The sequence below is a fragment of the Arthrobacter crystallopoietes genome (assembly GCF_002849715.1).
Classification (GTDB): domain Bacteria; phylum Actinomycetota; class Actinomycetes; order Actinomycetales; family Micrococcaceae; genus Crystallibacter; species Crystallibacter crystallopoietes.
In genome coordinates this window covers 2891024-2914379 of sequence record NZ_CP018863.1, presented here as the reverse complement: position 1 = coordinate 2914379, position 23356 = coordinate 2891024, and the positions used below count along the sequence as shown (strand labels likewise).

The 23356-nt window shown below is 65.2% G+C and carries 23 protein-coding genes; 7 read left to right on the top strand and 16 right to left on the bottom strand.

Features of this window, described 5'->3' with window-relative positions:
- Positions 1-46: 46 nt before the first annotated feature.
- The 6 genes from AC20117_RS13690 to AC20117_RS13665 all read right to left on the bottom strand — a co-directional run bounded on the left by AC20117_RS13690 (position 47) and on the right by AC20117_RS13665 (position 8233).
- Positions 47-1336, bottom strand: coding sequence for an ABC transporter permease (locus AC20117_RS13690; protein WP_074699254.1), 1290 nt, complete (start codon positions 1334-1336; stop codon positions 47-49).
- Positions 1333-2700: an ABC transporter permease gene (locus AC20117_RS13685; protein WP_083339549.1), complete on the bottom strand. Its 1368-nt coding sequence runs from the start codon at positions 2698-2700 to the stop codon at positions 1333-1335. The genes AC20117_RS13690 and AC20117_RS13685 overlap by 4 nt, the downstream gene beginning before the upstream one ends.
- On the bottom strand, positions 2697-4250 hold the full coding sequence (locus tag AC20117_RS13680) for an ABC transporter ATP-binding protein (protein ID WP_074699255.1): 1554 nt from the start codon (positions 4248-4250) through the stop codon (positions 2697-2699). Before AC20117_RS13680 ends, AC20117_RS13685 begins: the two co-directional genes overlap by 4 nt.
- A 154-nt stretch (positions 4251-4404) precedes the next feature.
- A complete protein-coding gene (locus AC20117_RS13675) occupies positions 4405-5511 on the bottom strand; it encodes a BMP family lipoprotein (RefSeq protein WP_418202219.1) in 1107 nt (368 codons plus the stop codon).
- Between the two features lie 289 nt (positions 5512-5800).
- Complete coding sequence (locus tag AC20117_RS13670; protein ID WP_236777581.1) at positions 5801-6979, bottom strand: amidohydrolase; 1179 nt, start codon at positions 6977-6979, stop codon at positions 5801-5803.
- A gap of 105 nt (positions 6980-7084) precedes the next feature.
- Complete coding sequence (locus AC20117_RS13665) at positions 7085-8233, bottom strand: mannose-1-phosphate guanylyltransferase (RefSeq protein WP_074699257.1); 1149 nt, start codon at positions 8231-8233, stop codon at positions 7085-7087.
- Between the two features lie 355 nt (positions 8234-8588).
- On the opposite strand from AC20117_RS13665, the gene sdhC reads away from it, so the two are divergent.
- The 5 genes from sdhC (at position 8589) to AC20117_RS13640 (ending at position 13071) form a co-directional block, all read left to right on the top strand.
- Positions 8589-8972 (top strand): succinate dehydrogenase, cytochrome b556 subunit, encoded by a 384-nt coding sequence (sdhC, locus tag AC20117_RS13660; protein ID WP_074699258.1) that lies wholly within the window; start codon positions 8589-8591, stop codon positions 8970-8972.
- A gap of 2 nt (positions 8973-8974) precedes the next feature.
- Positions 8975-9445 (top strand): succinate dehydrogenase hydrophobic membrane anchor subunit, encoded by a 471-nt coding sequence (locus AC20117_RS13655; RefSeq protein WP_074699259.1) that lies wholly within the window; start codon positions 8975-8977, stop codon positions 9443-9445.
- A 135-nt stretch (positions 9446-9580) separates the two neighbouring features.
- On the top strand, positions 9581-11368 hold the full coding sequence (sdhA, locus tag AC20117_RS13650; RefSeq protein ID WP_074699260.1) for a succinate dehydrogenase flavoprotein subunit: 1788 nt from the start codon (positions 9581-9583) through the stop codon (positions 11366-11368).
- Positions 11368-12156, top strand: coding sequence for a succinate dehydrogenase iron-sulfur subunit (locus AC20117_RS13645; protein ID WP_074699261.1), 789 nt, complete (start codon positions 11368-11370; stop codon positions 12154-12156). Before sdhA ends, AC20117_RS13645 begins: the two co-directional genes overlap by 1 nt.
- A 135-nt stretch (positions 12157-12291) precedes the next feature.
- Positions 12292-13071: an alpha/beta hydrolase family protein gene (locus AC20117_RS13640; protein ID WP_074699262.1), complete on the top strand. Its 780-nt coding sequence runs from the start codon at positions 12292-12294 to the stop codon at positions 13069-13071.
- A gap of 4 nt (positions 13072-13075) precedes the next feature.
- Here the strand turns inward: AC20117_RS13640 and AC20117_RS13635 are convergent, their stop codons facing one another.
- The 10 genes from AC20117_RS13635 to AC20117_RS13590 form a co-directional block, all read right to left on the bottom strand.
- On the bottom strand, positions 13076-14221 hold the full coding sequence (locus AC20117_RS13635) for a YihY/virulence factor BrkB family protein (protein WP_074699263.1): 1146 nt from the start codon (positions 14219-14221) through the stop codon (positions 13076-13078).
- Complete coding sequence (locus AC20117_RS13630; RefSeq protein WP_074699264.1) at positions 14163-14792, bottom strand: 2'-5' RNA ligase family protein; 630 nt, start codon at positions 14790-14792, stop codon at positions 14163-14165. The genes AC20117_RS13635 and AC20117_RS13630 overlap by 59 nt, the downstream gene beginning before the upstream one ends.
- Positions 14793-14794: 2 nt before the next feature.
- Positions 14795-15865 (bottom strand): tryptophan--tRNA ligase, encoded by a 1071-nt coding sequence (trpS, locus tag AC20117_RS13625; protein WP_074699265.1) that lies wholly within the window; start codon positions 15863-15865, stop codon positions 14795-14797.
- A 15-nt stretch (positions 15866-15880) separates the two neighbouring features.
- Complete coding sequence (locus AC20117_RS13620) at positions 15881-16702, bottom strand: exodeoxyribonuclease III (RefSeq protein WP_074702904.1); 822 nt, start codon at positions 16700-16702, stop codon at positions 15881-15883.
- 86 nt (positions 16703-16788) lie between these two features.
- The gene (locus AC20117_RS13615) at positions 16789-17319 is read right to left on the bottom strand and encodes a hypothetical protein (RefSeq protein ID WP_074699266.1); all 531 of its coding nucleotides are present in this window, start codon (positions 17317-17319) and stop codon (positions 16789-16791) included.
- Positions 17320-17430: 111 nt separating this feature from the next.
- A complete protein-coding gene (locus AC20117_RS13610; RefSeq protein WP_074699267.1) occupies positions 17431-17790 on the bottom strand; it encodes a VOC family protein in 360 nt (119 codons plus the stop codon).
- A gap of 122 nt (positions 17791-17912) precedes the next feature.
- A complete protein-coding gene (locus tag AC20117_RS13605; RefSeq protein ID WP_074699268.1) occupies positions 17913-18764 on the bottom strand; it encodes an ABC transporter permease in 852 nt (283 codons plus the stop codon).
- Entirely contained in the window at positions 18761-19717 is a 957-nt protein-coding gene (locus AC20117_RS13600; protein WP_083339550.1) for an ABC transporter permease, read from the bottom strand. The genes AC20117_RS13605 and AC20117_RS13600 overlap by 4 nt, the downstream gene beginning before the upstream one ends.
- Positions 19710-20663 carry an ABC transporter ATP-binding protein gene (locus AC20117_RS13595; RefSeq protein WP_074699269.1) on the bottom strand — a complete coding sequence of 318 codons (954 nt, stop codon included), beginning with the start codon at positions 20661-20663 and terminating at the stop codon, positions 19710-19712. The genes AC20117_RS13600 and AC20117_RS13595 overlap by 8 nt, the downstream gene beginning before the upstream one ends.
- Positions 20664-20717: 54 nt before the next feature.
- Positions 20718-21638, bottom strand: coding sequence for a LysR substrate-binding domain-containing protein (locus AC20117_RS13590; protein ID WP_074699270.1), 921 nt, complete (start codon positions 21636-21638; stop codon positions 20718-20720).
- Between the two features lie 140 nt (positions 21639-21778).
- Here AC20117_RS13590 and AC20117_RS13585 point away from each other — a divergent pair, with 140 nt between their 5' ends.
- Both AC20117_RS13585 and AC20117_RS13580 read left to right on the top strand, forming a co-directional pair.
- A complete protein-coding gene (locus AC20117_RS13585; RefSeq protein ID WP_074699271.1) occupies positions 21779-22978 on the top strand; it encodes a cytochrome P450 in 1200 nt (399 codons plus the stop codon).
- A 47-nt stretch (positions 22979-23025) separates the two neighbouring features.
- Entirely contained in the window at positions 23026-23352 is a 327-nt protein-coding gene (locus tag AC20117_RS13580) for a 2Fe-2S iron-sulfur cluster-binding protein (protein WP_074699272.1), read from the top strand.
- The last annotated feature ends 4 nt before the right edge of the window (positions 23353-23356 follow it).

The following is a 23356-nucleotide window of genomic DNA, read 5'->3' as shown; positions in this document are numbered from 1 at the left end:
AGGTGACGTCCCGCCGTCGTTGTTTGGATTCGCTGTCTCAGTCATGTCAGCCCTTGATGTACGGCACGCCGTTGGCCGCAGGCGCCCGGGACCTGCCGACCAGGCCGGCGACCGCGAAGATGGTCACGATGTACGGCAGCATCGCGAGGAACTGGTTGGGCACCGGGGTGCCCAGGAAGCTGAGCACGTACTGCAGGTTGGTGGCGAAACCGAACAGCAGGGCCGCGAAGAAGGCGCCGATCGGGTTCCAGCGGCCGAAGATCAACGCGGCGAGGGCAATGTAGCCCTGGCCGGCCGTCATGTCGCGGCCGAAGCTGGAGACGGACACCAGGGTGAAGAACGCGCCGCCGAGTCCGGCCACCACACCGGCCAGGGACACGTTCATGAAGCGCATCCGGTTGACCTTGACGCCGAGGGTGTCCGCCGCTTTCGGGTGCTCGCCGACTGCCCGGGTCCGCAGGCCCCACTTGGTGTGGAACAGGCCTATGTAGATCACCGCGACGGCGACATACATCAGGTAGCCCACAATGGCCTGCTCGAACAGGATGGGTCCGATGATCGGAATGTCGGAGAGGAACGGGATGGAAATCACCGGCAGGCGCGGCGGGGAGTTCCAGGTTTCGGCATCGGCGCTGAGCACGGTGGAGAACAGGAAGCCGGTCAGGCCGGACACCAGCACGTTGAGCACCACGCCGACAATGACCTGGTTGACCAGGTACTTGATGCTGAACACCGCCAGCACCAGCGAGACCAGGACACCACCGACGGCGGCGGCGAGCAGGCCGACGAACGCACTGCCGGACAGGGATCCCGCAACCGCCGCGGAGAACGCGCCGAAGAGCAGCTGTCCCTCGATGGCAATGTTGATCACGCCGGAGCGTTCGCACAGCACGCCCGAGAGCGAACCGAAGATCAACGGCACCGCCAGCGTCACGGATCCGGCCAGCAGCCCATAGAGTGCCACGTTGGGCGTGCGCGCGCTGCCGACAATCCAGCTCAGGAAAGCCGCCACAAAGACGACGGCGAACACGGCGATCAGCCAGCCCGGGACAGGCCGTCCGGCACGCACCTGCACGAAGGCCAGCGCGGCTGCGGCCAGCATGATGACCGCGCCGATCCAACCCATCACCGGGGCGAAGACGACAATCGGTGGGAGCACGATGGCATCCCCCGGGTCGGACAGCCGGAAGGTCACCTCATTGCCGGGCGCCCCGATGGCGAAGACCAGCAGCGCGAAGACGGCCAGCACGGCCAGCGTGATGGGGGTCTTCCAGCTCCGCACCGCGCCGGCGCGGGCGGTGCTCTGCTCGGGCGCGGTTGAGACTGCCGTGCTCATGCTGAACCTCCGGTCGTGGCGGGCTTGCGGGATTTGGTTCCCCTGGGGCTCCTGGGCCCCTTGGTCTTGCCGGGCTCGGGCAGGTGGAACAGCGCCCTGACCAGCGGCGGGGCCGCGATGAAGAGCACGATCAGGGACTGGACCACCAGCACAATGTCGATGCTGGTCCCGGTGCTGATCTGCATGGTCACGCCGCCGGCCCGGAACGCGCCGAACAGCAGCCCGGCGAAGAACGTTCCCCACGGCGTCGAGCGTCCCAGCAGCGCCACGGTGATGGCATCGAAGCCGAAGCTGGCCGCCACGCCGGAGGACAGCACCTGTTCGGTGCCGGCCACCTGGGCCACGCCGGCGAGACCGGCCAGCGCCCCGGCAATCAGCATGACGACGACGTAACCCTTGGTCACGCTGATGCCTGCGGTGCGCGCGGCCACGGGGTTCGCCCCCACCGCGCGCAGTTCGAAGCCGATGATCGACCGCTTGAGCAGCCACCAGACGAACACCGTGGCCAGCAGTGCCACGATGAAGCCCCAGTGCAGCCGGAAGGCGTCGCCGAACAGCGGCGGATACATGGCCGTTTCATCGAGCTGGGGGCTGATCGGATTGGAGGATCCCGGGCGCTGGAAGGCGGGCGTGGTCAGGAAATAGGTGACCAGGTAGATCGCCACGTAGTTGAGCATGATGGTCAGGATGACCTCGTGCGCACCGGTCTTCGCCTTGAGCAGGCCCACCAGGCCGCCCCAGATCGCTCCGCCGATGATGCCGGCCACGATCACCAGCAGCAGGTGGATGCCCACCGGAAGGTGCAGGCTGAAGCCGACCCAGGCCGCGAGCGTGGCACCGATGATGATCTGGCCCTGGGCACCGATGTTGAACAGGCCGGCGCGGAAGGCCAGCGCCACGCCCAGTCCGGCGCAGATCAGCGGCGTCGCCACGGTCAGGGTCTGCATCAGCGGGGAGATCATCCGTGTGAACGTCTCGCCCTCGAAGTTGAAAACCGATCCTTGGAAGAGCGCAAGGTAGGCCTCGGACGCGGCCGACCACGCAGCGAGCAGCATGTCCTGCGGCCGCGCGAAGAAGTAGGTGGCCGTCTGCGCAACATCCTCATCCGTCAGCGCGATCAGGATTCCGCCGGCAATCAGCGAAAGTACGACGGCGAGCACGGCCACCAGGGCGTCGCCGCTCATGATCCGCTGGACTACTGTCTGCGAGCTGGCTTCCGGGTGCAGGTTTCCGCTTTGCGCAGTGGCCGGGACCGGTGGCGGAGCAATCCGGCCGTCCTCCGTGTCGACCATGGCCTCAAGGCGTACCTCGGAGGCGTGCTCGTCGGTTTTCTTCCGGGCGTGCTTATGCTCGTCCTCGCTCATTTGTCCCCGCTTTCAGGATCAGTGCGTGCCGGATCGGTGCCTTGCGCTTCTTCCGCGCCCATCCCCGCCATCATCAGGCCGAGGGCGTCGCGCGAGGTATTGCCGGGAACTATGCCCATCAGCCGTCCCTGGTATAGCACGGCAATGCGGTCCGCCAGCTCCAGGACTTCGTCCAGTTCCGTGGACACGATCATCACCGGTGTGCCCTGGTCTCGTTCGGCGACGATCCGCTTGTGCAGGAATTCGATAGAACCGACGTCGACGCCGCGGGTCGGCTGCGAGGCAATGAAGAGTTTGAGCGGCCGGGACAGTTCGCGCGCCATGACCACCTTCTGCTGGTTGCCGCCGGAGAGTGTGCCCGCGGCGGCAGTGGCCGATTGCGTACGGACGTCGAACTCGGCGATCCGCTCGGCGGCGTTCTGTGCCACCAACGCCGGCTTCATGGCCAGCCCCTTGGCGAACGGTGCCTGGTCATAGCGGTTCAGGATCATGTTCTCGGCTACCGAAAAGGGGCCGACCAGTCCCTCCACGCTGCGGTCCTCCGGCACAAAGCCGACGCCGGAGTTGATGATCTCCTTGGTGCCGCGGCCCACCAGCTCCTTGCCCTCAAGCCGAATGGAACCGGATACATGCTCCTGCAGGCCGAGGATGGCCTCGGTGAGTTCGGTCTGGCCGTTGCCCTGGACACCGGCGACCGCCAGGATCTCGCCCTGGGCGATCTGCAGGGAGATGTTGTCCACCACCCGCTGGCCAGTCGGCGACGTCACGGTCAGGCCGTCAATCATGAAGGTCGCTTCGCCGGGCTGGGCGGGCGCCTTGTCAAGGGACAGGCTCACCGAGCGGCCCACCATCATGGAGGCCAGGTCCGTGGTGGAGGCGTTGGGATCCGCATCGCCGACCACCTTGCCGCGGCGGATGACCGTGATCAGGTCGGAAACGGCCTTGACCTCCCGGAGCTTGTGGGAAATGAAGACAATCGATTTACCATCCGACTTCAACTGGGCGATGATCGCCAGCAGTTCGTCGGTTTCCTTCGGCGTCAGGACGGCCGTGGGCTCATCGAGGATCAGCACCTCGGCGTCGCGGACCAGTGCCTTGATGATCTCCGCCCGCTGCTGGACGCCGACCGGCAGGTCCTCCACCACCGCGTCCGGGTCGACTTGGAAGCCGTACTGCTCGGAAATCTGCCGGATTTTGGTCCGGGTTTCGTCCAGGTTGAGGATCCCGCCCGCTTTGGTCGCTTCGTTGCCCAGGGCGATATTCTCCGCCACGGTGAACACCGGTACCAGCATGAAGTGCTGGTGCACCATGCCGATGCCCGCTGCCATGGCATCGCCGGGGCCATTGAAATTAACCGGATTGCCGTCGATCAGGATCTGTCCCTCGGTCGGTTCGTACAAACCGTAGAGGACGTTCATCAGCGTGGACTTCCCTGCGCCGTTCTCGCCAAGCAGGCTGTGTACCTGTCCCGGTTCGACCACGAGGTCTATGTGGTCGTTGGCAACGAAGGAACCGAATTTCTTGGTAATTCCCTTTAGCTCGAGCTTCAAAACCCCAACCAACCTGTTCTTTGTAGGTGTCAGCGGAACGTTTTAGTGCAACGGGCGAACTGTCTACAGCCTAAACCGATCGCACCGATAACAGAACGAACCGCCGCCCCGTGCGGGTGAACGCACGGAGGCGGCGGTCCGGCCGGCTCAGCTGCTACTTGGGGCTTGCCTCGGATTCAACGGTGATTTCGCCGGAGATGATGGAGTCCTTGATGGTCTCCAGCTCCTGCTTCAGCTCGTCCGGCACGTTGGCTTCCTGATCGTGGAACGGTGCCAGCGAGACACCCTCGTTTTCCAGTGTGCCGACGTACGGGGTGCTGTCGAAGTTGCCCTCGAGATCGGTCCGGATGACGTCCTCGACCGAGGCAGCCATGCCCTTCATGACCGAGGTGAGGATGAACTCTTCGCCCTTGCCGGCGCTTTCGTAGCCGTCCGAGTCGACCCAGACAACCTTGGCTTCCTTGCCTGCTTCGTTGGCTTCGATCACGGCGTCCAGGGTGCCCAGGCCCACCGGGCCGGCGACGGGCATGATGATGTCCGCGCCCTCGTTGATGAAGTTCTGGGTATTGGTCTTGCCCTTGCCCTGGTCTTCGAAGTTGCCGACGAAGGTGCCGTTCTGCCGCTCCTTGTTCCAGCCGAGCAGCTGGACGTCCTCGCCCTTCTGCTCGTTGTAGTACTTCACGCCGTCGGCAAAGCCGTCCATGAAAATGGTGACGGTAGGAATCTGGATGCCGCCGTACGTGGCGACCTTGCCGGTCTCGGTGACACCGGCGGCCAGGTAGCCGGCCATGAAGGCGGCCTGGGCCGTGTCGTAGACAATCGGCTTGACGTTGTCGGTGAACTCGGGATCCGAGTAGTCGACAATCGCGAAGTTGGTTTCGGGATTATCCGCGGCCGCTTCCTTGGTCACATCCCCGAGCAGGAAGCCGACGGTCAGGACCATGTTGCAGCCGGACTGCACCATCTCGTCCACGTTCGGCACAAAGTCGGTTTCCGCCTGGGACTCCGCCTGCTGGATCTTGATGCCCAGCTCCTCTTCGGCCATCTTCAGGCCTTCGTAACTGGACTGGTTGAAGGAACGGTCGTCGAAGCCCCCGGAGTCGGAAACGATGCAGCCGAGGTAATCGGCTCCTTCGGCGCCTGCGGTGCCCTCGGGTTCGGCCGGAGGTGCGCCGCAGCCGGCGAGAACGAGGGCAGATGCGCCGAGCATGGCCGCGGACAGGCCGGTGCCGCGCTTGATGGTGCGCAGTGATTTCTTCAAGGTTCCTCCAAAAAAGAAAGATTGCCCCACTGCCGTAGGCCACTGAGTGCGTCCAGGACCGTGTCCTGTCACCACTGGCGTCCGCGCGGCGGGCGCACCCGTCCTGCAGGTGCGTTACGAGCCCTACAATAGTGGCCGCGGGCAGGGCAGAGTATCAATTTCCGGCACTTGGCCAAACATTGTTGAAAATTTGTTACTTACCGGTATTGCCACAGAACAACGACGACGGCGGGGCCCGGCTGCGTGCCCCGGCTCCGGTTCGGTTGTGTGCCGGCTGCGGGTCCGGCCGCTAGCCCTGGTCCTTGCCGCGGCAGGCCATGACGGCGGCCGCGGCCATGACGCGCACTCCTACGCCAATGGCGTGCTCGTCCGGCGCGTAGTCGCCGCGGTGCAGGTCGAACGTCTCTCCGCCCCTGGTCCGCGTCCCCAGCCGCATCATCGCGCCGGGAACTTCCTGCGTCATCCACGCGAAATCCTCGCCGCCCATGGACTGAGGCGTCAGGATGACGGAACCGGGGCCAAGCTCCAGCCGTGCGGCGGCTTCGATCAAGCCGGTTTCCCGCTCGGTATTGATCACCGGAGGCACGCCGCGGATGTGTTCAAGCTTCACTTCGACCCCGAACGGCGCCGCCACCTGCGTGACCACCTCATCGAGCAACTCCCCCGCGGCATGCCAGGCCTCGCCGTCGAGACAGCGCATGGTGCCCGCCATGAACCCGTGCGCTGGAATGGCGTTGGGCGCGGCGCCCGCGCGGATCTGGCCCCAGACCACGGAGACCGCGCTGCGCACGTCGATCCGGCGGCTCAGCACCGCGGGCACGTTGACGGCGATCTCGGCCAGCGCAAAGACCAGGTCCTCGGTCAGGTGCGGCCGCGAGGTGTGTCCGCCGCGTCCGGACAGCTCGATCCGGATGGTGTCCGATGCCGAGGTGATGGCGCCGATCCGGGTGCCCACCTGGCCTACATCCACCCGCGGGTCGCAATGCAGCGCAAGGATGCGGGGCACATCCACCAGGACGCCCTGTTCAATCACGGCTAAGGCGCCGCCGGGCATGGTCTCCTCGGCCGGCTGGAAGATGACGCGTACCCGGCCGCCGAGCTCGCCCTCCATTTCCAGCTTGCACAGCACCAGGGCCACGCCGAGCATGACCGTGGTGTGGATGTCGTGGCCGCACGCGTGGCTGATGCCCTTATTAACCGAGGCGTATTCCAGCCCGGTCTCCTCCATGATCGGCAGCGCATCGATGTCGGCACGCAGGCCGATGGCGAGCGGCCCCTCGCCGATGTCCACGTACAGCCCGGTACCTTCGAGCGGCACCGGCTCAAGCCCCGCCGCCCGCAGCCGGGCAATGAGGTTCGCCGTCGTACGGAATTCCTTGTGGGACAACTCCGGATGCTGGTGCAGATCCCGGCGGAACTGCCGCAGCCCGTCCACGAACGGGGCCGTCCACACACCTATGCGGGGAATGCTGTCCGAAGTCTCTGAAATAGTCTGCACAGACAAACTCTACCCAGTTGCCGCCGGAAGAGGCGTGTTCAACGTACCCGCGTTAAGCCAGCCAGGCGGCCGGACTCAGAGGACGTCGGTGTCGCCGCTGGCGCGGAGGGATTCGACGGCCTTCTTGACCTGCTGGGCGTGTTCCTTGGTGGTGATCAGCAGCGCGTCCGGGGTGTCCACGACAACGACGTCGTCGATGCCGATCAACGCGATCACGCGTTTGGTATCGGAGACCACCATGCCGGTCGAGTTCTCCGCATACACCCGCGCGCCCTCGCCGAGCACGGTCAGGTTGTTCGTCTCGGACGCGGCGTTCAGCCGGCCGATCGCGGCGAAGTCCCCCACGTCGTCCCAGGAGAAGTCGCCCGGGATCATCGCCACGTCCCCGGCCGCGGCGGCCGGCTCGGCCACGGCGTAGTCGATCGCGGTCTTGGGCAGCCCGGGCCAGACCCGCCGCACCACTTCGCGGCGCTTGGAGGTATCCCAGGCTGCGGCGATCTCCATCAGTCCGGCGTAGAGCAGCGGCTCGTTGGTCTCCAGGTGCTTGAGCAGCAGCTCAACGGGGGCCACGAACATGCCCGCGTTCCACGAGTACCCGCCTTCGGCCAGGTAGGCCTGCGCGGTTTCGGCGTCGGGCTTCTCCACGAACTCGGTCACCCCGAGCGCGTTCGGCGCGGACCCGATGTCCAGGTTCCCGTTGGTGCGGATGTAGCCGAACCCGGTCGAGGGGTGCGTGGGCGTGATCCCGATCGTGACGATATAGCCCTCGGCCGCGGTATGGATCGCCTCGCGCACCGCGTCCTGGAACTTCTCCACCGGGTTGATCACCTGGTCCGCGGCGAAGGAACCCATGATGATCCGCGGATCCCGGTGGTACAGGATCGCCGCGGCCAGCCCGATCGCGGCCGCGGAATCCTTCGGCTCGGACTCGAGCACCAGGTTGTTCTTCGTCAGCTCCGGCAGCTGCGCGAGCACCGCCTTGCGGTGCGCGGTACCGGTGACCACCATGGTCCGGTCCCCGCACAACGGCTCCAGGCGCGAATACGTCGCCCGGATCAGCGTGCTCCCGGACCCTGTCAGGTCATGCAGGAACTTCGGCGCCGCCGCCCGCGAGAGCGGCCACAACCGGGTCCCCACCCCGCCGGCCGGAATAACACCGTAAAAACGGCCCAGCACATTGTCTTCGTTGGCCGGGCCATTGCCCAGCGGCTTATCAGTAGTCATCACTTCAAAGGTAGACCAGACCGGCGCCGGGTGTACTCATCCTGTGGAGGGATCTGGCGCACGCCCCTGTCAAGGCCCGTCCGCAGCGTGAACGCCCGGTTCGGACGTTGCAGCCTGTTTTTGAGGCCGGGAATAGGACACGTTTTAATGGCCTAAATGCCTCAATCTGCCCCTATTTCGCGCGGATCAGGCCTACATGACAGCGCCGCTGTTAAAAAGCTCACATGTGAGTGTCTTCAAATTGAATAAGCCCTGAGCGAAGCCTAGATTAGTCTTGAACGAAGAGCGCTCTCGCATGGCGTAACTCTGCGTGGAAACCACGCTAGCGCCCTTGCGATGCAGGGAGGTTAATTCAGTGTCGAAGACACCAGCAGGCACCCTCTACCGCGGCCGAGAAGGCATGTGGTCATGGGTAGGACACCGCGTCACCGGCGTCGCAATTTTTTTCTTCCTCTTAGTACACGTACTGGACACCGCGCTGGTACGCGTATCGCCGGAGGCATACAACGTCGTTATAGCCACGTATAAGAACCCGTTCATGGCCGTTCTGGAAGCGGGACTGGTAGCAGCCATCGTGTTCCACGCCTTTAACGGTCTGCGTGTCATCCTCGTGGACTTCTGGAAGAAGGGCCCGAAGTACCAGGCGCAGCTGCTGTGGGGCGTTGTCGGGCTGTGGGTTCTCGTCATGGTTCCGTTCCTGATCCGTCACCTTACGCTCGCATTCACCGGGGGTCACTAATCATGGCAGTTACATCTGAAATCCAGGCACCGCGCTCCGGTCGCGTTGCACCCAAGTACACCCGCCATGGCAGCTCCCGCGGCAACTTCGAAATGCTCGCATGGCTGTTCATGCGCGTTTCGGGCCTCGTGCTGGTTGTCCTGGTCTTCGGCCACCTGTTTGTGAACCTCATGGTCGGCGAGGGCGTCCACGCCATCGACTTCGGCTTCGTGGCCGGCAAGTGGGCCGACCCGTTCTGGCAGATCTGGGACCTGGCCATGCTGTGGCTGGCCATGCTGCACGGCACCAACGGTGTCCGCACCATCATCAACGACTACGCGGACAAGGACGGCACGCGCTTCTGGCTCAAGTCCGTGCTCTACGCGGCCACGGCCGTCATCATTGTGCTCGGCACCCTCGTGATCTTCACCTTCGATCCGTGCCCGCCGAACGCCGCTGCTGAACTGCTGCCTTCCTTCTGCCCCGCACCGTAATTCGGTGCCGGCCGCCTCGGAAACGCGGCCGGCAGAACATCCAGCAGGGCGCCGCGGGCGCTGCCGTCGGGGCAGCGCCCAGGGCAGCATCAACCCCGTGAAGAACATTTGGTTTCAACAGAAAGAGCATCTGGTATGCAGGTCCATAAGTACGACGTCGTTATTGTCGGTGCCGGTGGCGCCGGTATGCGCGCCGCCATTGAATCAGGCCAGCGCGCGCGAACAGCAGTACTGACCAAGCTTTACCCCACCCGTTCCCACACCGGTGCGGCCCAGGGCGGCATGTGCGCTGCGCTGGCGAACGTGGAGGAAGACAACTGGGAGTGGCACACCTTTGACACGGTCAAGGGCGGCGACTACCTGGTAGACCAGGACGCCGCCGAGGTCATGGCGAAGGAAGCCATCGACGCCGTGCTGGACCTGGAAAAGATGGGCCTGCCCTTCAACCGCACGCCCGAAGGCAAGATCGACCAGCGCCGCTTCGGCGGACACACACGCGATCACGGCAAGTCCCCGGTGCGCCGCGCCTGCTACGCCGCCGACCGTACCGGCCACATGATCCTGCAGACGCTGTACCAAAACTGCGTCAAGCACAACGTTGAGTTCTACAACGAGTACTACGTTCTGGATCTGCTCCTGGTCGAGGAGGAAGCACTCCGCGAAGACGGTACCTCCTACATGCAGAAGCGCGTTGCCGGCGTCGTTAGCTATGACCTCGCCAGCGGCGAGATCCACGTTTTCCAGGCTAAGTCCGTGGTCTTCGCCTCCGGCGGCGTGGGCAAGGTCTTCAAGACCACCTCGAATGCCCACACCCTGACCGGTGACGGCATGGGCATCGCGTTCCGCCGCGGCATCCCTCTGGAAGACATGGAGTTCTTCCAGTTCCACCCGACCGGCCTGGCCGGCCTGGGCATCCTGCTCTCCGAAGCCGCGCGCGGCGAAGGCGGCATCCTGCGCAACGCCGACGGCGAACGCTTCATGGAGCGCTATGCCCCGACGATTAAGGACCTTGCGCCCCGCGATATCGTGGCCCGTTCCATGGCCAACGAGGTCCGCGAGGGCCGCGGCTGCGGCCCGAACAAGGACTACGTCCTGCTGGACCTCACCCACCTGGAGCCGGCACACATCGACGCCAAGCTCCCGGACATCACCGAGTTCGCGCGCACCTACCTGGGCGTGGAGCCGTACACCGAGCCGGTGCCGGTGTTCCCGACCGCGCACTACGCGATGGGCGGCATCCCGACCAACATCAAGGCCGAGGTGCTGCAGGACAACGACACGGTTGTCCCCGGCCTCTACGCCGCCGGCGAGGTAGCCTGCGTCTCCGTCCATGGCTCCAACCGCCTGGGCACCAACTCGCTGCTGGACATCAACGTCTTCGGCAAGCGCGCCGGTATCGCCGCCGCCGAGTACGCCAAGGTAGCGGAGTACGTGGAGGTTCCGGAAAACGCCGATCAGTTCACGATCGATCTGATCGAACAGGTCCGTGCGGCCAACGGCACCGAACGCGTTGCCCAGCTGCGCAAGGAACTGCAGGACACCATGGACGCCAACGTCCAGGTCTTCCGCACCGAGCAGACCCTGAACGAAACACTGAATGTGATCGCGTCCCTGCGTGAGCGCTACAAGAACATCGGCATCCAGGACCGCGGCCGCCGCTTCAACCTGGACCTGCTCGAAGCCGTGGAACTGGGCTTCCTGCTGGACATGGCCCAGGTCATGACCGTTGCCGCCCTGCACCGCGAGGAATCCCGCGGTGGCCACTTCCGGGAAGACTTCCCGGACCGCAATGACGAAAAGTTCATGAAGCACTCCATGGCATACAAGGATGACTTGGCCACGTCCGAGTCTGTCGCCGGTATCCGTCTGGAAACGAAGCCGGTTGTATTCACGCGCTACGAACCGATGGTGAGGAAGTACTAATGAGCACCCCGACCGAAATTCCCGAAGGACCGTCAAAGGTCGAGCTGGCCCCCGGGGTCGGCGGCGGAGGGGAAATCCCGAGCTTCGACATCACGCTGAAGGTTCGCCGGTACGATCCCGAGGTTTCGGAAGAAGCCCGCTGGGACGAGTTCGTTCTCACCATGTACGGAACGGACCGCGTGCTGGACGCCCTGCACAAGGCCAAGTGGGAGCACGACGGCTCGGTTTCCTTCCGCCGTTCCTGCGCCCACGGCGTCTGCGGCTCCGATGCCATGCGCATCAACGGCCGCAACCGCCTGGCCTGCAAGACGCTGCTGAAGGACCTGGACACGTCCAAGCCCATCCTCGTCGAGCCGATCAAGGGCCTGCCGGTGGAGAAGGACCTGATCGTGGACATGGAGCCGTTCTTCCAGTCCTACCGCGAGATCATGCCGTTCCTGATCAACTCGGGCCACGAGCCGACGCGTGAGCGCCTGCAGTCCGCCGAGGACCGCGAGCGTTTCGACGACACCACCAAGTGCATCCTGTGCGCTGCGTGCACCTCGTCCTGCCCTGTCTTCTGGACCGACGGCCAGTACTTCGGCCCGGCCGCTATCGTCAACGCGCACCGCTTCATCTTCGACTCGCGAGACGACGCCGGCGACATGCGCCTGGAGATCCTCAACGACAAGGAAGGCGTGTGGCGCTGCCGCACCGTCTTCAACTGCACCGAGGCCTGCCCGCGCGGCATCCAGGTGACGAAGGCGATCGCCGAGGTCAAGAACGCCGTGCTGAACCGCAAGATCTGATCCGTCCCGGCTTGCCGGGTCCGTCAGGTCCTTACGACCTGCCAGCATCCGTAAGGTGCCGATTCGTCAGGAATCGGCACCTTACGCTTTTAACCATCCGCCCGCATTCCGGCTTCACGGCCAGACAGGAGCACCATGACCACGTTCGAGAAAGTGAGCTTCCCCGGGGTCGGCGGCACCACGCTGGCCGGGGTCCTGGATATTCCCGACGGCGAAGTGCGGGCCTGGGCGCTGTTCTGCCACGGCTTCACGCTCGGCAAGAACAGTGCGGCGGCGGCGCGGATCTCCAAGGCACTGGCCAGGCACGGTATCGGCGTGCTGCGCTACGATGCCGCGGGCCTGGGCGGCTCCACCGGGGACTGGTCGGCGGCCACCTTCTCCACCAAGATGGCGGACATCGGCAGTGCTGCGGCGTTCATGCGCGAGAGCGGGCGCCGGATCTCGCTGCTGATCGGCCACTCCCTCGGCGGGGCCGCGGTGCTGGGCGCCGTCGGCGGCCTCGATGAGGTCAAGGCCGTGGCCACCGTGGCCGCGCCCTTCCGGCCGGACCATGTCACGCACCTTTTCGACGAAGAGATTGACGACGTCGAGCGCACCGGCTCGGCCGAAATCACCTTGGGCGGCAAACGGCTCGAAATCCGCCGGCAACTGGTGGAAGATCTGCGCCGTACCGATCTGACCGGCTGCATCAGCAACCTGGACCGGCCGCTGCTGGTCATGCACTCCCCCACCGACAACACCGTGGGCGTGGAGAACGCCGGAGAGATCTTCGCCGCGGCCAAGCACCCCAAATCATTCATCTCGCTCGAAGGCAGCAACCACATGCTCACCGACCGGGACCAGACGGACCGGGCCGGCCTGCTGATCGCCGCCTGGGCCAACCAGTACCTGGACACCGAAGACCCGCTGAGCTGACGGCTTAGGGGACGCTGGCTCCGCCGAGCGCGTGCTCCAGGTTCTCGTCCTGCTTCAGGTGGGCGCGCCGGCGCAGGGACAGGAAGCCGTGTGTCCGGCCGCCGGCCTGTTCGCGTGCGTGCAGGTCCGCCTTGCCGATGGCGCCCCACGCTGTCGCTATCAGGTACACCTGGCTGAGGAAATAGAACCAGACAAACAGGCCCAGGATCACCGCGAACGGCGCCAGCAGCGGGTTGTTTCCCACGGTGCCCAGCAGATCCGACGCGAAGTACCGCAGCACGGTACTGCCGATCCCGGCGATCAGGGCGGCCTGGAACATGATGCTGCGCGGCATGCGGACCCCCGAGGCGATCCGGAACAGCACCACGGCGGCCACCATGTCCAGCAGCAGCATGACCAGCACTGCGGTGATCTTCGTCAGCGGAACCACTGCGCCGCCGTCGAAATGGAGCAGGTTGATGATCAGGTCCAGCGCGGTGTTCGCAATGCCGGCCACGGCCGAGGTCAGCATCAGCGCCACCCCCAGCAACAGCAGGGTGCCCACGTCTTTGAGCTTGATCAGAAGTGGATTCCCCTGCAGCGGCGGGAGCCCGAAGACGCCACGCATCCCTTCGCGCAGGCCCGCAATCCAGCCCAGGGAGGTCAGGATCATGGCGGCCGTGGAAATGATCAGCGTGATGCCGAAGGCGCCGCTCTGGGAGAAGAGTTGTTCCGGCTTGGCCAGGCCGCCGTCGCCGGTATTGATCAGCCCGGGTGTGGAATCATTGACCACTTCCACCACCGCCAGCTGCAGGTCGCGGTTTCCGGAGGCGATGAGGCCGAAGATGGAGAATCCCGCCACCAGCATCGCCGCCACGGAGAAGAACATGTTGTAGGCGCTGCCTGCGGCCATGAGCGGGCCGTGGCGCATGCTGTAGAGCATCCAGACCCGCATGGCCCGCCGCGCGTGCGCTTTCGCCAGCAGGTACTGCATGGCGGCCAGTAGGGTCTTGGCGGTGGAGCCTTGGCGCCGGGCCCGGACGAAGGCACGCCGCTTTTCCAGCTCGGCGACTTTCAGCTTCTGCCGTTCGAGCGGATGCGGTGTTTCGGTTTTACTCCCGCCGCTGCCCGTCGCCTTGCGCGCTGCTCTCTGCGCCGATTTCTGTCCCAAAGCTCAGCTCTTCCCGCAGTATCCAGACTCCTGACGAATCGTGCTCGTACAGGCCCATGCTACTGACGGTGAACGAAGCGTCATAGTCTGCAAGCTTATTTTCCGCCGCGTCCATGCCTGCATCGCTGACATCGTGCGCCACGGTGATGTGCGGGTGGAAGTCGAATTCCAGCTCCCGGGCCAACGGTCCCGCCTGCAGCTTCCGGTGCAGCGCAACGATCTCATCGAAGCCCTCGGCAATGTTGAGGAAGACCACCGGCGACACCGGCCGGAAGCTGCCGGTGCCGCGCAGGGCCACCGTGAAGGGCTGCTGGCTGCGGGCAATCCGGCGGACGTGCTCGGTCGTCGCAGCCCAGTCAGCTACCGGCGTCGTCGTTACCAGCGTGACGTGCGGCGGGATGACGGCGGCCATCGGGTCGCCGAACGAGGCACGCCAGCCTTCAAGGTCGCCAGCCAGCGGCTCAGGAATACCAATAACGACGCCGGCGCAGCCCACCTCGGGCAGGGCAGCCGGACGGACGCCGCCGTCCGGAGCGACGCCGGGGTCCACCTGCAGCCCGTGCTGGCACATTGCTAGCGCCGTGCTCCTGCGGGCAGGAAACCGACCTTGTCATACACATCGGCCAGTGTAGCCGAGGCGATTCCGCGTGCCTTTTCGGCCCCGCGGGCGAGCAGCCGGTCCAGCTCGGCCGGATCGTCCAGCAATTCCTGGGCGCGGGACTGGATGGGCGCGAGCCGCTCGACCACGAGTTCCGCCAGATCCACTTTCAGGTGGCCGTACATCTTGCCCTGGTAATCCGCGACGATCGAGTCGATGCTCTTGCCGCTGAGCGTGGAGTAAATGGTCAGCAGGTTGGACACGCCGGGCTTGGTGTCGCGGTCGAAGCGGATCTCGGTGCCGTCGTCGGTCACCGCGGACTTGATCTTCTTGGCCGCGGTCTTCGGGTTGTCCAGGATGTTGATCAGGCCCGCCGGGGAATCGGCCGACTTGGACATCTTGGCGTTCGGGTGCTGCAGATCGTAGATCTTCGCCCCCTCCCGCGGGATCACCGCTTCAGGAACCACGAAGGTCTCGCCGAAACGGTGATTGAAGCGCTGGGCCAGGTTGCGTGCCAGTTCCAGGTGCTGGCGCTGGTCTTCGCCGACCGGCACGCCGTACGGACGGTAGAGCAGGATGTCCGCGGCCATGAGGACCGGGTAGGCGAACAGGCCCACGCTGGAGTGCTCGGCTCCCGACTTCTGCGACTTGTCCTTGAACTGGGTCATCCGCGAGGCCTCGCCGAAGCCGGTAATGCAGTTCAGCACCCAGGCCAGCTCGGCGTGCTCGGGCACATGGGACTGGACGAAGAGGGTGGACTTCTCGATGTCGATCCCGCCGGCAATGTACTGCGCGACGGTCACCCGGGTGCGCGTGGCGAGCTCGGCCGGGTCATGGTCCACGGTGATGGCGTGCATGTCCGGGACGAAGAAGATGGAGTCATATTCGTCCTGCATGCTGACCCAGTTCACCAGGGCGCCTAGGTAGTTCCCGAGGTGGAGCGAATCCGCCGAGGGCTGCATGCCGGAGAGCAGCCGCTTTCGCGACGTGCTTCCGGCGGCCTTGGTGGTTTCGGCGTCGTCGGTGGTCTGGGTTGTGCTGGTCATATGAGCAGGATCTTTCTAGAAGCGGTAGTCCACTACCAAGGGTGCGTGGTCTGAGAAGCGCGCGTCGTAGGTCTCGGCGCGGTCAACAACGGCGTCGGACGCGACGGCGGCGAGCTCCGGGGTGGCCATGTGGTAATCGATGCGCCAACCGGCGTCGTTATCGAAAGCCTGCCCCCGCCACGACCACCAGGTGTACGGACCGGCGACCTCGCCGGCGAGGGAACGGTGCACGTCCCGCCAGCCGTGCTCGTCGCCGAAGAAGCGGTCGAAGTAGGCCCGTTCCTCCGGGAGGAAGCCGGACTTCTTGACGTTGCCCTTCCAGTTCTTGATGTCCAGGGTGGTGTGGCCGACGTTGAGGTCACCGACCACCAGCGCGTAGTCCTTGGTGGTCTTCAGCTCCGTCAGGCGGTTGCCCATGACGTCCAGGAAGCGGTACTTGTCCACCTGCTTCGGGCTATCCACCTGGCCGGAATGGACGTAGGCGCTGACCACGGTCAAAGTCTTCGTGCCGCCGTCGGACGGGATCTCGAAGTCCGCTTCGACCCAGCGGCCGGAGGTAACGAAGTAGTCGTCGCCGATGTGGTCCCGCGTGGCCACCGGGGCGGTGCGGGAGGCGATGGCGACGCCGGCACGGCCCTTCGCTTCGGCTTCGGCGTGCAGGATGTGCCAGCCGTCCCCGAGCAGTTCACGCACAATAGCGTCAGGTGCCCGGACTTCCTGCAGGCACAAAATGTCCACATCGCGCTCCGCCAGCCAGGCTTCCATGCCGCGCTTGTACGCGGCCCTGATGCCATTGACATTGACGGTGGCGATCCGCAATTTTTGCCTAACCGCGATGCCTGCTCCGCCTGCTGCAGTACCGGATTCCTGAACGATGCCCTCGGATGCCAAACTCACTCGACTACCTTACCCAAGCCCGCAGCTCAGTTGACAACCGTGCCCGTAACCGGACCCTCGCCGTCGTTCTTGCGGATCATGCCGCGGCCGTTGTGGGCGGTCACCTCGATGGTATCGAGGGCGCGCTCCACCATGCCCTCGTCCTTGCCCAGGTAGTCGCGGACGACCTTGGCTTGGACCTGGACGATCTTGAAGCTGTGGTCCAGCTTCTCGTCCCGGACGGCATTGGCCTTGGCCACCTGCTCCTCCACCACGGCGGTGCCGCCGGCGGAGCCCTTGGGCATCTGCTGGGCAGCGAAATCCGCCTGGGCCGTGGCGAACTTCTCCTTGGCCTTCTTGGTGGCGCCGCGGACGCTGAACACCACGAAGGCAGCCAGCAGCAGCCAGCCGAGCGCGATGATGGCCACGATCCAGCCGATCACATCGTTCTGGTTGGCGGCGAAAACAACCGCAAAAAGAAAGACCAGCACCATGACGGCGATGCCGAGGTTGCCCGCCTTGAACGGCATGACGCGGTTGGCAGAGGTATTCGCTGAGGGGTTCCCAAGGGATTGCATGGAGTTATTGTCTCAAATCCTGACCCCGCGCGCGGGCAGCTTCCACCGCAGGCGAACGATCCGCCGCGGACCGTCTTTGCGGCGCCCACTTCAGCCCCGCAGCAGGTGGCATCAATAGAGCACCAGGCAGAAGGGATGGCCGGCCGGATCCAGATAGACCCGGAAAGTATTGGTACCTGAATCCATGCTGGTCGCGCCGAGTTTGAGGACCAGTTCCTCGCCGATGTCCAGGTCCTTGACCCGCACATCCACATGCATCTGCTGCGGGTGCTCGCTGCCGGGCCACTGCGGCGGCATGTAGTCCTCCACCTTCTGGAAATCGATGCCGGGGCGGCCCGTGCCGTCGCCGATGCTGATCCAGCCGTCCTCGTCGTGCTGGATGCGGATCATGCCCAACAACTGCTCGTAGAACGTGGCCAGGGAATCCGGATCCGGACAATCTATGACCAGCGACTGCCATGTGCCTATCATCGCCAACTCCTGAACTTGGTTCACGCGTTTCACCGGGCACTTTCCATCATGACCCGCATCTGGAAGGACTGGCTAGCCTCGCGTGGCCTGCCGGCCGTGCCGCGGCGGAAAACAGGCGACCTTCACTTCAGGAACAGCTTCCGCAGCCTCGCGGTGGTCAGGATCAGGCCGAGCACAATCATGACCAGGTAATAGAGCACGTGGATGCCGGTCGCGGCGGTGAACGTGCCGACGCTGAGCTGGCGCAGCAGTTCCACGCCATGCCAGAGCGGCAGCGCCTGGATCATCCACTGGATGGCCTGCGGGTACACGGACAGCGGGTAAAACGTCGCGCTGAACAGGAACATCGGCAGCATGAGGAAGTTGATCCAGTCCATCTGCTGGAAGGTCTTCATGAAGCTGGTGATGCCCATCCCGAAGGACGCGAACCCGAAGGCGATGACCACCGACGCCGGAATCATCAGCAGCGCCCAGGGTGTGGTGATCAGCCCCATCACCCCCATGATGGCCGTGAAGCCGGTGGCGTAGAGCGCGCCGCGGAGCAGGGCCAGGGTGATCTCGCCGAGTGCCACGTCGAGCGGGCCCAGCGAGGTGTAGAGCATGCCCTGGTACAGCTTGGCGAAGTTCAGTTTGAAGAACACGTTCCAGGTGGAGTCGTATACCGCGCCGTTCATCGCCGAGACGGCCAGCAGCGCCGGGGCGATGTAGGCGATGTAGCCGATCTCCTGGCCGCCGGGGCCTTCCACGGTGCCGACCAGCGAGCCGAGCCCGATGCCCATGGCAATGAGAAAGAGCACCGGCTCCACAAAGCCGCTGGCCATGATGGCCCAGTTGCTGCCCCACGTCGCCTTCAGGCCACGTGCGACGACGGCACGAACGTTCCCCGAGTACAGGGAACCGAAGGGGCGCCCGGACGGCAGGAGCTGGAGTTGCTCGCCGGAGGAAGTGTGTCCGCTGCCGGCGGTCGCGCTCATTTGCCCAGCCGCCGTTCATAGACGCGCTGCGCGAAGACCCAGCCCGCGAGGGCCAGCACCGCCAGATAGAGCACGTGGGTGATGGTCAGCCAGGCCGGCTCCCCGTAGCCGTAGCTGAGCACCCGGCCCAGCTCGGCGGAATGCCACAGCGGGGAAACCCAGCCGATCCACTGCACGGCCCAAGGCATGGAGGCGAGCGGGAAGAAGGTGCCGGAGAACAGGAACAGCGGCATGACAATGAACCGCTGGACCATTGCAAACTGTCCGCGGTCCTCCTGGATGCTGGCGGCATAGGCCATCAGCGGCAGCCCGAAAGCCATCCCGCCCAAGGCAGCCGCGAAGATCATGATCCAGCCGGTGGAGCCGGGCACTGCCTCGAACAGGAGCAGGAACGCGAAGTAGATGCCGGTGGTCAGCAGCAGCCGGAAGGAAACTCCCAGCGCGTGGCCGTTGACCAGCTGGTGGCTGCCCAGCGGGGACGCGTTGGGCCCGTAGTAGGTCCGCCGCCATTTGAAGCCGGACATTACGGGATAGGTGTTCTCCTCGCTGGCCACCATGATGCCGGCCGTGGCCAGCAGTGCCGGGGCCACAAAGGTGAGGTAGGAAACCACGGCGCCGTTGCCGGCGTCGAGCGTTGCATTGGTGTTGGCATCGACCAGCGAGGCCAGGCCGACGCCCATGGCATAGAGGTAGACCAGCGGCGTGCCCACGGCCGTCATGGCGACCGTCCAGCCGTAGCCGCGCATGGTCCGGATCCAGTGCTCGGCGAAGTAGAGGGAGCCGTATTTCCGCGCCTTCGCCGCGGACTGCTCCGGGGTCAGGGGAACGTGGAGGGACAACAGCGGCGTGGCCGCGTCTGTCTCCCGGGCGCTGGCGGGTCCCGGGGACGGGGTCGGCCCGGGTTGGCCGGACCCGGGCTGTGTGGACCTTGGCGGGAGGTGGTCCTCAGTCAACGAGGCTCCTGCCGGTCAGGCGCAGGAACACGTCTTCCAGGCTGGAGCGGCGCACCAGCGAGGTCACCGGGTGGAGGCCGCGCCCGCTGACCTGCTCCAGGGACGTTTCGCCGTCGTGCGTGTAAATCAGCACCCGGTCCGGCAGGGTTTCGAGGCGCTCGCCGATCCCCTCGAGCTGGGCGGCCACGGTGGCGTTGCGCTCGGAGCCGAAGCGCAGCTCGAGCACCTCCCGCGTGGAGTATTCGCGGATCAGTGCGGCCGGGGATCCCTCGGCCATGATCCGGCCTTTGTCCACCACGATCAGGCGGTCGCAGAGCTGCTCCGCCTCGTCCATGTAGTGGGTGGTCAGCACCAGGGTCACGCCCTGTTCCTTGAGCCGGAACAGCCGGTCCCACAGGATGTGCCGGGCCTGCGGATCCAGGCCGGTGGTGGGCTCGTCCAGCAGCAGGATCTTCGGCTCGTTGATCAGCGAGCGCGCAATGGTGAGCCGGCGCTTCATGCCGCCGGAGAGCGAGTCCACCTTGGCCTTGGCCTTGTCGGAGAGCTGGGCGAACTCGAGCAGTTCGTCCGCCTTGGGCCGCAGGTAGCTGTGCGGCAGGCCGAAGTAGCGCCCGTAGACGATGAGGTTGTCCCGCACGCGAAGGTCCTCGTCCAGATTGTCTTGCTGCGGAACCACGCCCAGGTGCGCGCGGATCTCGGGGCCATGCTGTTCCGGGTCCAGACCCATGATGGCCAGGTCGCCGGAGGTGCGCTGGGAGACGCCGCCGATCATCCGCATGGTGGTCGATTTACCGGCGCCGTTGGGCCCGAGCAGCCCGAAGGATTCACCGGCGGGCACGTCGAAGGAGATGCCGTCCACCGCGGCGAAATCCCCGTACTTTTTGGTGAGCCCGCGGGCGGAAATGACCGTCTTGGTCAGCTGCTTCGGCTCTACGATGTTAGGCACATCACAAGCCTAATAGAGTTCACTGATTGAGCAAGGTCAATCACCGCCCCGCGCCTAGGCCGGCGGCGGATTGCGGGCATTCCGGGCGGCGCTGGCGGCAAAGCTGACCATGGCCTCCGCGCGGTCAGTCAGCCGGATCGCTTCCGGCCAGACCATCTTCACGGCGACGGGCTTCACCGCAGGCACGATCGGCTTGGGCACCACCGGCAGCCCCTCGTAGGAGGAATCGATCGCCGGCCGCTGCACCAGCACCGAATACCCGACGCCGCGGCCTACCAAGGAGCGGGTCAGCTCGAAGTCCGTGGTGCGGTAGCGGATGGCCGGACTGACGCCGGCCTGCTCGAACAGCGTCATGGTGTGGTGGCTGCTTGGCGGGGCATCCAGCAGGATCATCGGATCCTCGGCGAGCTCCTGCAGCGAAACCTCCGGCTGGCCGGCCAACCGGTGGGACTGCGGCAACAGCACATAGCCCCGCACGTCATAGAGCTGGACCGACCCGAGCCCGGGACTCAGGTCCATGTCGTAGACGATGGCCAGGTCCAGCTCACCGGCGAAGAGCCGCTCCTGGATCCGGTCCTGCGGCCCTTCCACGAAGTCCAGCTGCACCTTCGGATGATTCACAGTGAAGCCCTCGATCAACACCGGCAGGATGGTCGGCGCCACGGTGGCATAACAGCCGATCACCAGCGGCCCGGCCAGCTCACGCCCGCCGCTGCTGGCGTTGAGCTCCAGCTCCTCGGCGGAGCGCAGGAGCTCGGCGGCCTGCGCGTAGAGGTACGTGCCGGCCGGCGTCAGCGACACCCCGTGGGCCTTGCGCCGGACAGTCAGCTGCGTCTTGAAGATCCTTTCCAGCTCGGTCACCGCTGCGGCGACGGCGGTCTGGGACACATGCAGCTTGGCCGCGGCACCGGAAATGGTTCCCGCTTCCGCCACCGCCGCGAAGTAGGAGAGCTGCCTCAGCGTGTAGCGCGCCATCGCTCCTCCTATCCCCCGCTTTTCTGCGGATAAATCAACTATTTATGAACTTTACCCGGGGATATGACTCCTGCCACACTCAGTTGAAAGACAAGCTCGCCTATCGTGCCGGTCCAACCGGCCGCAACAAGGAGTGGACGATGACCGCCGAAGCCATTGCAGCCCGCCCGGTGCCCACCGCGGACTGGGTGACCATCGAGGACCTCTACCGCAACCCGTTCCCGATCTACCGGAAAATGCGTTCCGAGGCGCCGGTCCATTGGGTGCCGGCGGTAAACCGCTACATGGTCACCAGCTACGAGGCCTGCCACACGGTCGAGAATGACCAGGAAATCTTCTCCGCCGACGAGACCAACTCGCTGATGAAGCGCGCCATGGGCCACTCGATGCTCCGCAAGGATGATCCGGAGCACGACGTCGACCGCAAGTCCTATGGCTCGGTGCTGCGGCCCAAGGCGATCAAGGAACACTGGAACGCGATCTTCCAGGCCAACCACGAGAAGTACCTGGCCCGGCTCAAGGCCGCCGGCCCGGGCTCCGACCTGATTTGGGAGTACGCCGCTCCATACGCCGCGGAAAACCTGCGCCTGGTGATGGGCTTCCACAACGCCACGCAGGAAGACATGCAGCGCTGGTCGCAGACAATGATCAACGGCACGGGAAACTACGCCGATGACCCCGAGGTCTGGGCCGCCTCGGAAAAGTCCTACAACGAGGTCGACGACGCGATCGACGAGATCCTGCCCTACCTGCGCAAGAACCCGGACTCGAGCCTGCTCTCCGGCATGACCAGCATGCCGATCCCGCTGGAGGCCATCCGGGCCAACATGAAGATGACCATCGGCGGCGGCCTGAACGAACCGCGCGACGTGCTCGGCGTGGCAGTCTGGGCCCTGCTCTCCCATCCGGACCAACTGGCCCAGGTGCTCGCAGACCCCGCGCTCTACCCCACCGTGTTCGAGGAGTCCGTCCGCTGGGTCGCGCCCATCGGCATGTACCCGCGCGAAACCACCCGCGACACCGTCCTGGAAGGCGTGCAGCTGCCCAAGGGCGCCCGCCTCGGCGTCGTTGTTGGTGCGGCTAACCGTGACCCGGCGGTCTTCGAGGATCCGGAGAGCTTCAACATCAACCGGCCCAAGAAGCCGCATCTGGCCTTCGGCGGCGGCAACCACTACTGCGCGGGCGCATGGGTGGCAAAGGCCTCCGTGTCGGGCATTGCGCTGCCGCAGCTCTTCGCCGAGCTGCCCAACCTGCGCCTGGACCCGGAACGGCCGGCCGTCGATGCGGGCTGGGTGTTCCGCGGCATGAACGCCCTGCCGGTCCGCTGGGACGCGAAGTAACCGGCATATCATCAGACCAGACCACACTTTCAAGAAGGAAACCTCCCATGGCTAAAGTCAGCTTCCACCACAATGACGGCAATGTAGACGTGCTCGACGTCGACCCGGGCACCTCGCTGATGCGCGCGGCCGTGACCAACGGCGTCGCCGGGATCGTCGGCGAATGCGGCGGCCAGGCGATGTGCGCCACCTGCCACGTCTACGTCCGCCCGGAGTACCTCGACGGGCTCCCGGAGATCAGCGAGGACGAAGAGGAAATGCTCGAATGCACCGCCGACCCGCGGGATGAGGACCGCAGCCGGCTGGGCTGCCAGATCAAGGCGGGCGAAGGCTTCGACGAGATCGAGGTCGACGTCCCCGCCAGCCAGATCTAGGAAG

Excerpts from the sequence above, each read along its gene's own strand:
- AC20117_RS13690 (WP_074699254.1), bottom strand. The coding sequence starts at position 1,336 with ATGAGCACGGCAGTCTCAACCGCGCCCGAGCAGAGCACCGCCCGCGCC.
- AC20117_RS13685 (WP_083339549.1), bottom strand. The coding sequence starts at position 2,700 with ATGAGCGAGGACGAGCATAAGCACGCCCGGAAGAAAACCGACGAGCAC.
- AC20117_RS13665 (WP_074699257.1), bottom strand. The coding sequence starts at position 8,233 with ATGACTACTGATAAGCCGCTGGGCAATGGCCCGGCCAACGAAGACAAT.
- AC20117_RS13655 (WP_074699259.1), top strand. The coding sequence starts at position 8,975 with ATGGCAGTTACATCTGAAATCCAGGCACCGCGCTCCGGTCGCGTTGCA.
- sdhA (WP_074699260.1), top strand. The coding sequence starts at position 9,581 with ATGCAGGTCCATAAGTACGACGTCGTTATTGTCGGTGCCGGTGGCGCC.
- AC20117_RS13645 (WP_074699261.1), top strand. The coding sequence starts at position 11,368 with ATGAGCACCCCGACCGAAATTCCCGAAGGACCGTCAAAGGTCGAGCTG.
- AC20117_RS13640 (WP_074699262.1), top strand. The coding sequence starts at position 12,292 with ATGACCACGTTCGAGAAAGTGAGCTTCCCCGGGGTCGGCGGCACCACG.
- AC20117_RS13630 (WP_074699264.1), bottom strand. The coding sequence starts at position 14,792 with ATGTGCCAGCACGGGCTGCAGGTGGACCCCGGCGTCGCTCCGGACGGC.
- trpS (WP_074699265.1), bottom strand. The coding sequence starts at position 15,865 with ATGACCAGCACAACCCAGACCACCGACGACGCCGAAACCACCAAGGCC.
- AC20117_RS13615 (WP_074699266.1), bottom strand. The coding sequence starts at position 17,319 with ATGCAATCCCTTGGGAACCCCTCAGCGAATACCTCTGCCAACCGCGTC.
- AC20117_RS13610 (WP_074699267.1), bottom strand. The coding sequence starts at position 17,790 with ATGATAGGCACATGGCAGTCGCTGGTCATAGATTGTCCGGATCCGGAT.
- AC20117_RS13605 (WP_074699268.1), bottom strand. The coding sequence starts at position 18,764 with ATGAGCGCGACCGCCGGCAGCGGACACACTTCCTCCGGCGAGCAACTC.
- AC20117_RS13590 (WP_074699270.1), bottom strand. The coding sequence starts at position 21,638 with ATGGCGCGCTACACGCTGAGGCAGCTCTCCTACTTCGCGGCGGTGGCG.
- AC20117_RS13585 (WP_074699271.1), top strand. The coding sequence starts at position 21,779 with ATGACCGCCGAAGCCATTGCAGCCCGCCCGGTGCCCACCGCGGACTGG.
- AC20117_RS13580 (WP_074699272.1), top strand. The coding sequence starts at position 23,026 with ATGGCTAAAGTCAGCTTCCACCACAATGACGGCAATGTAGACGTGCTC.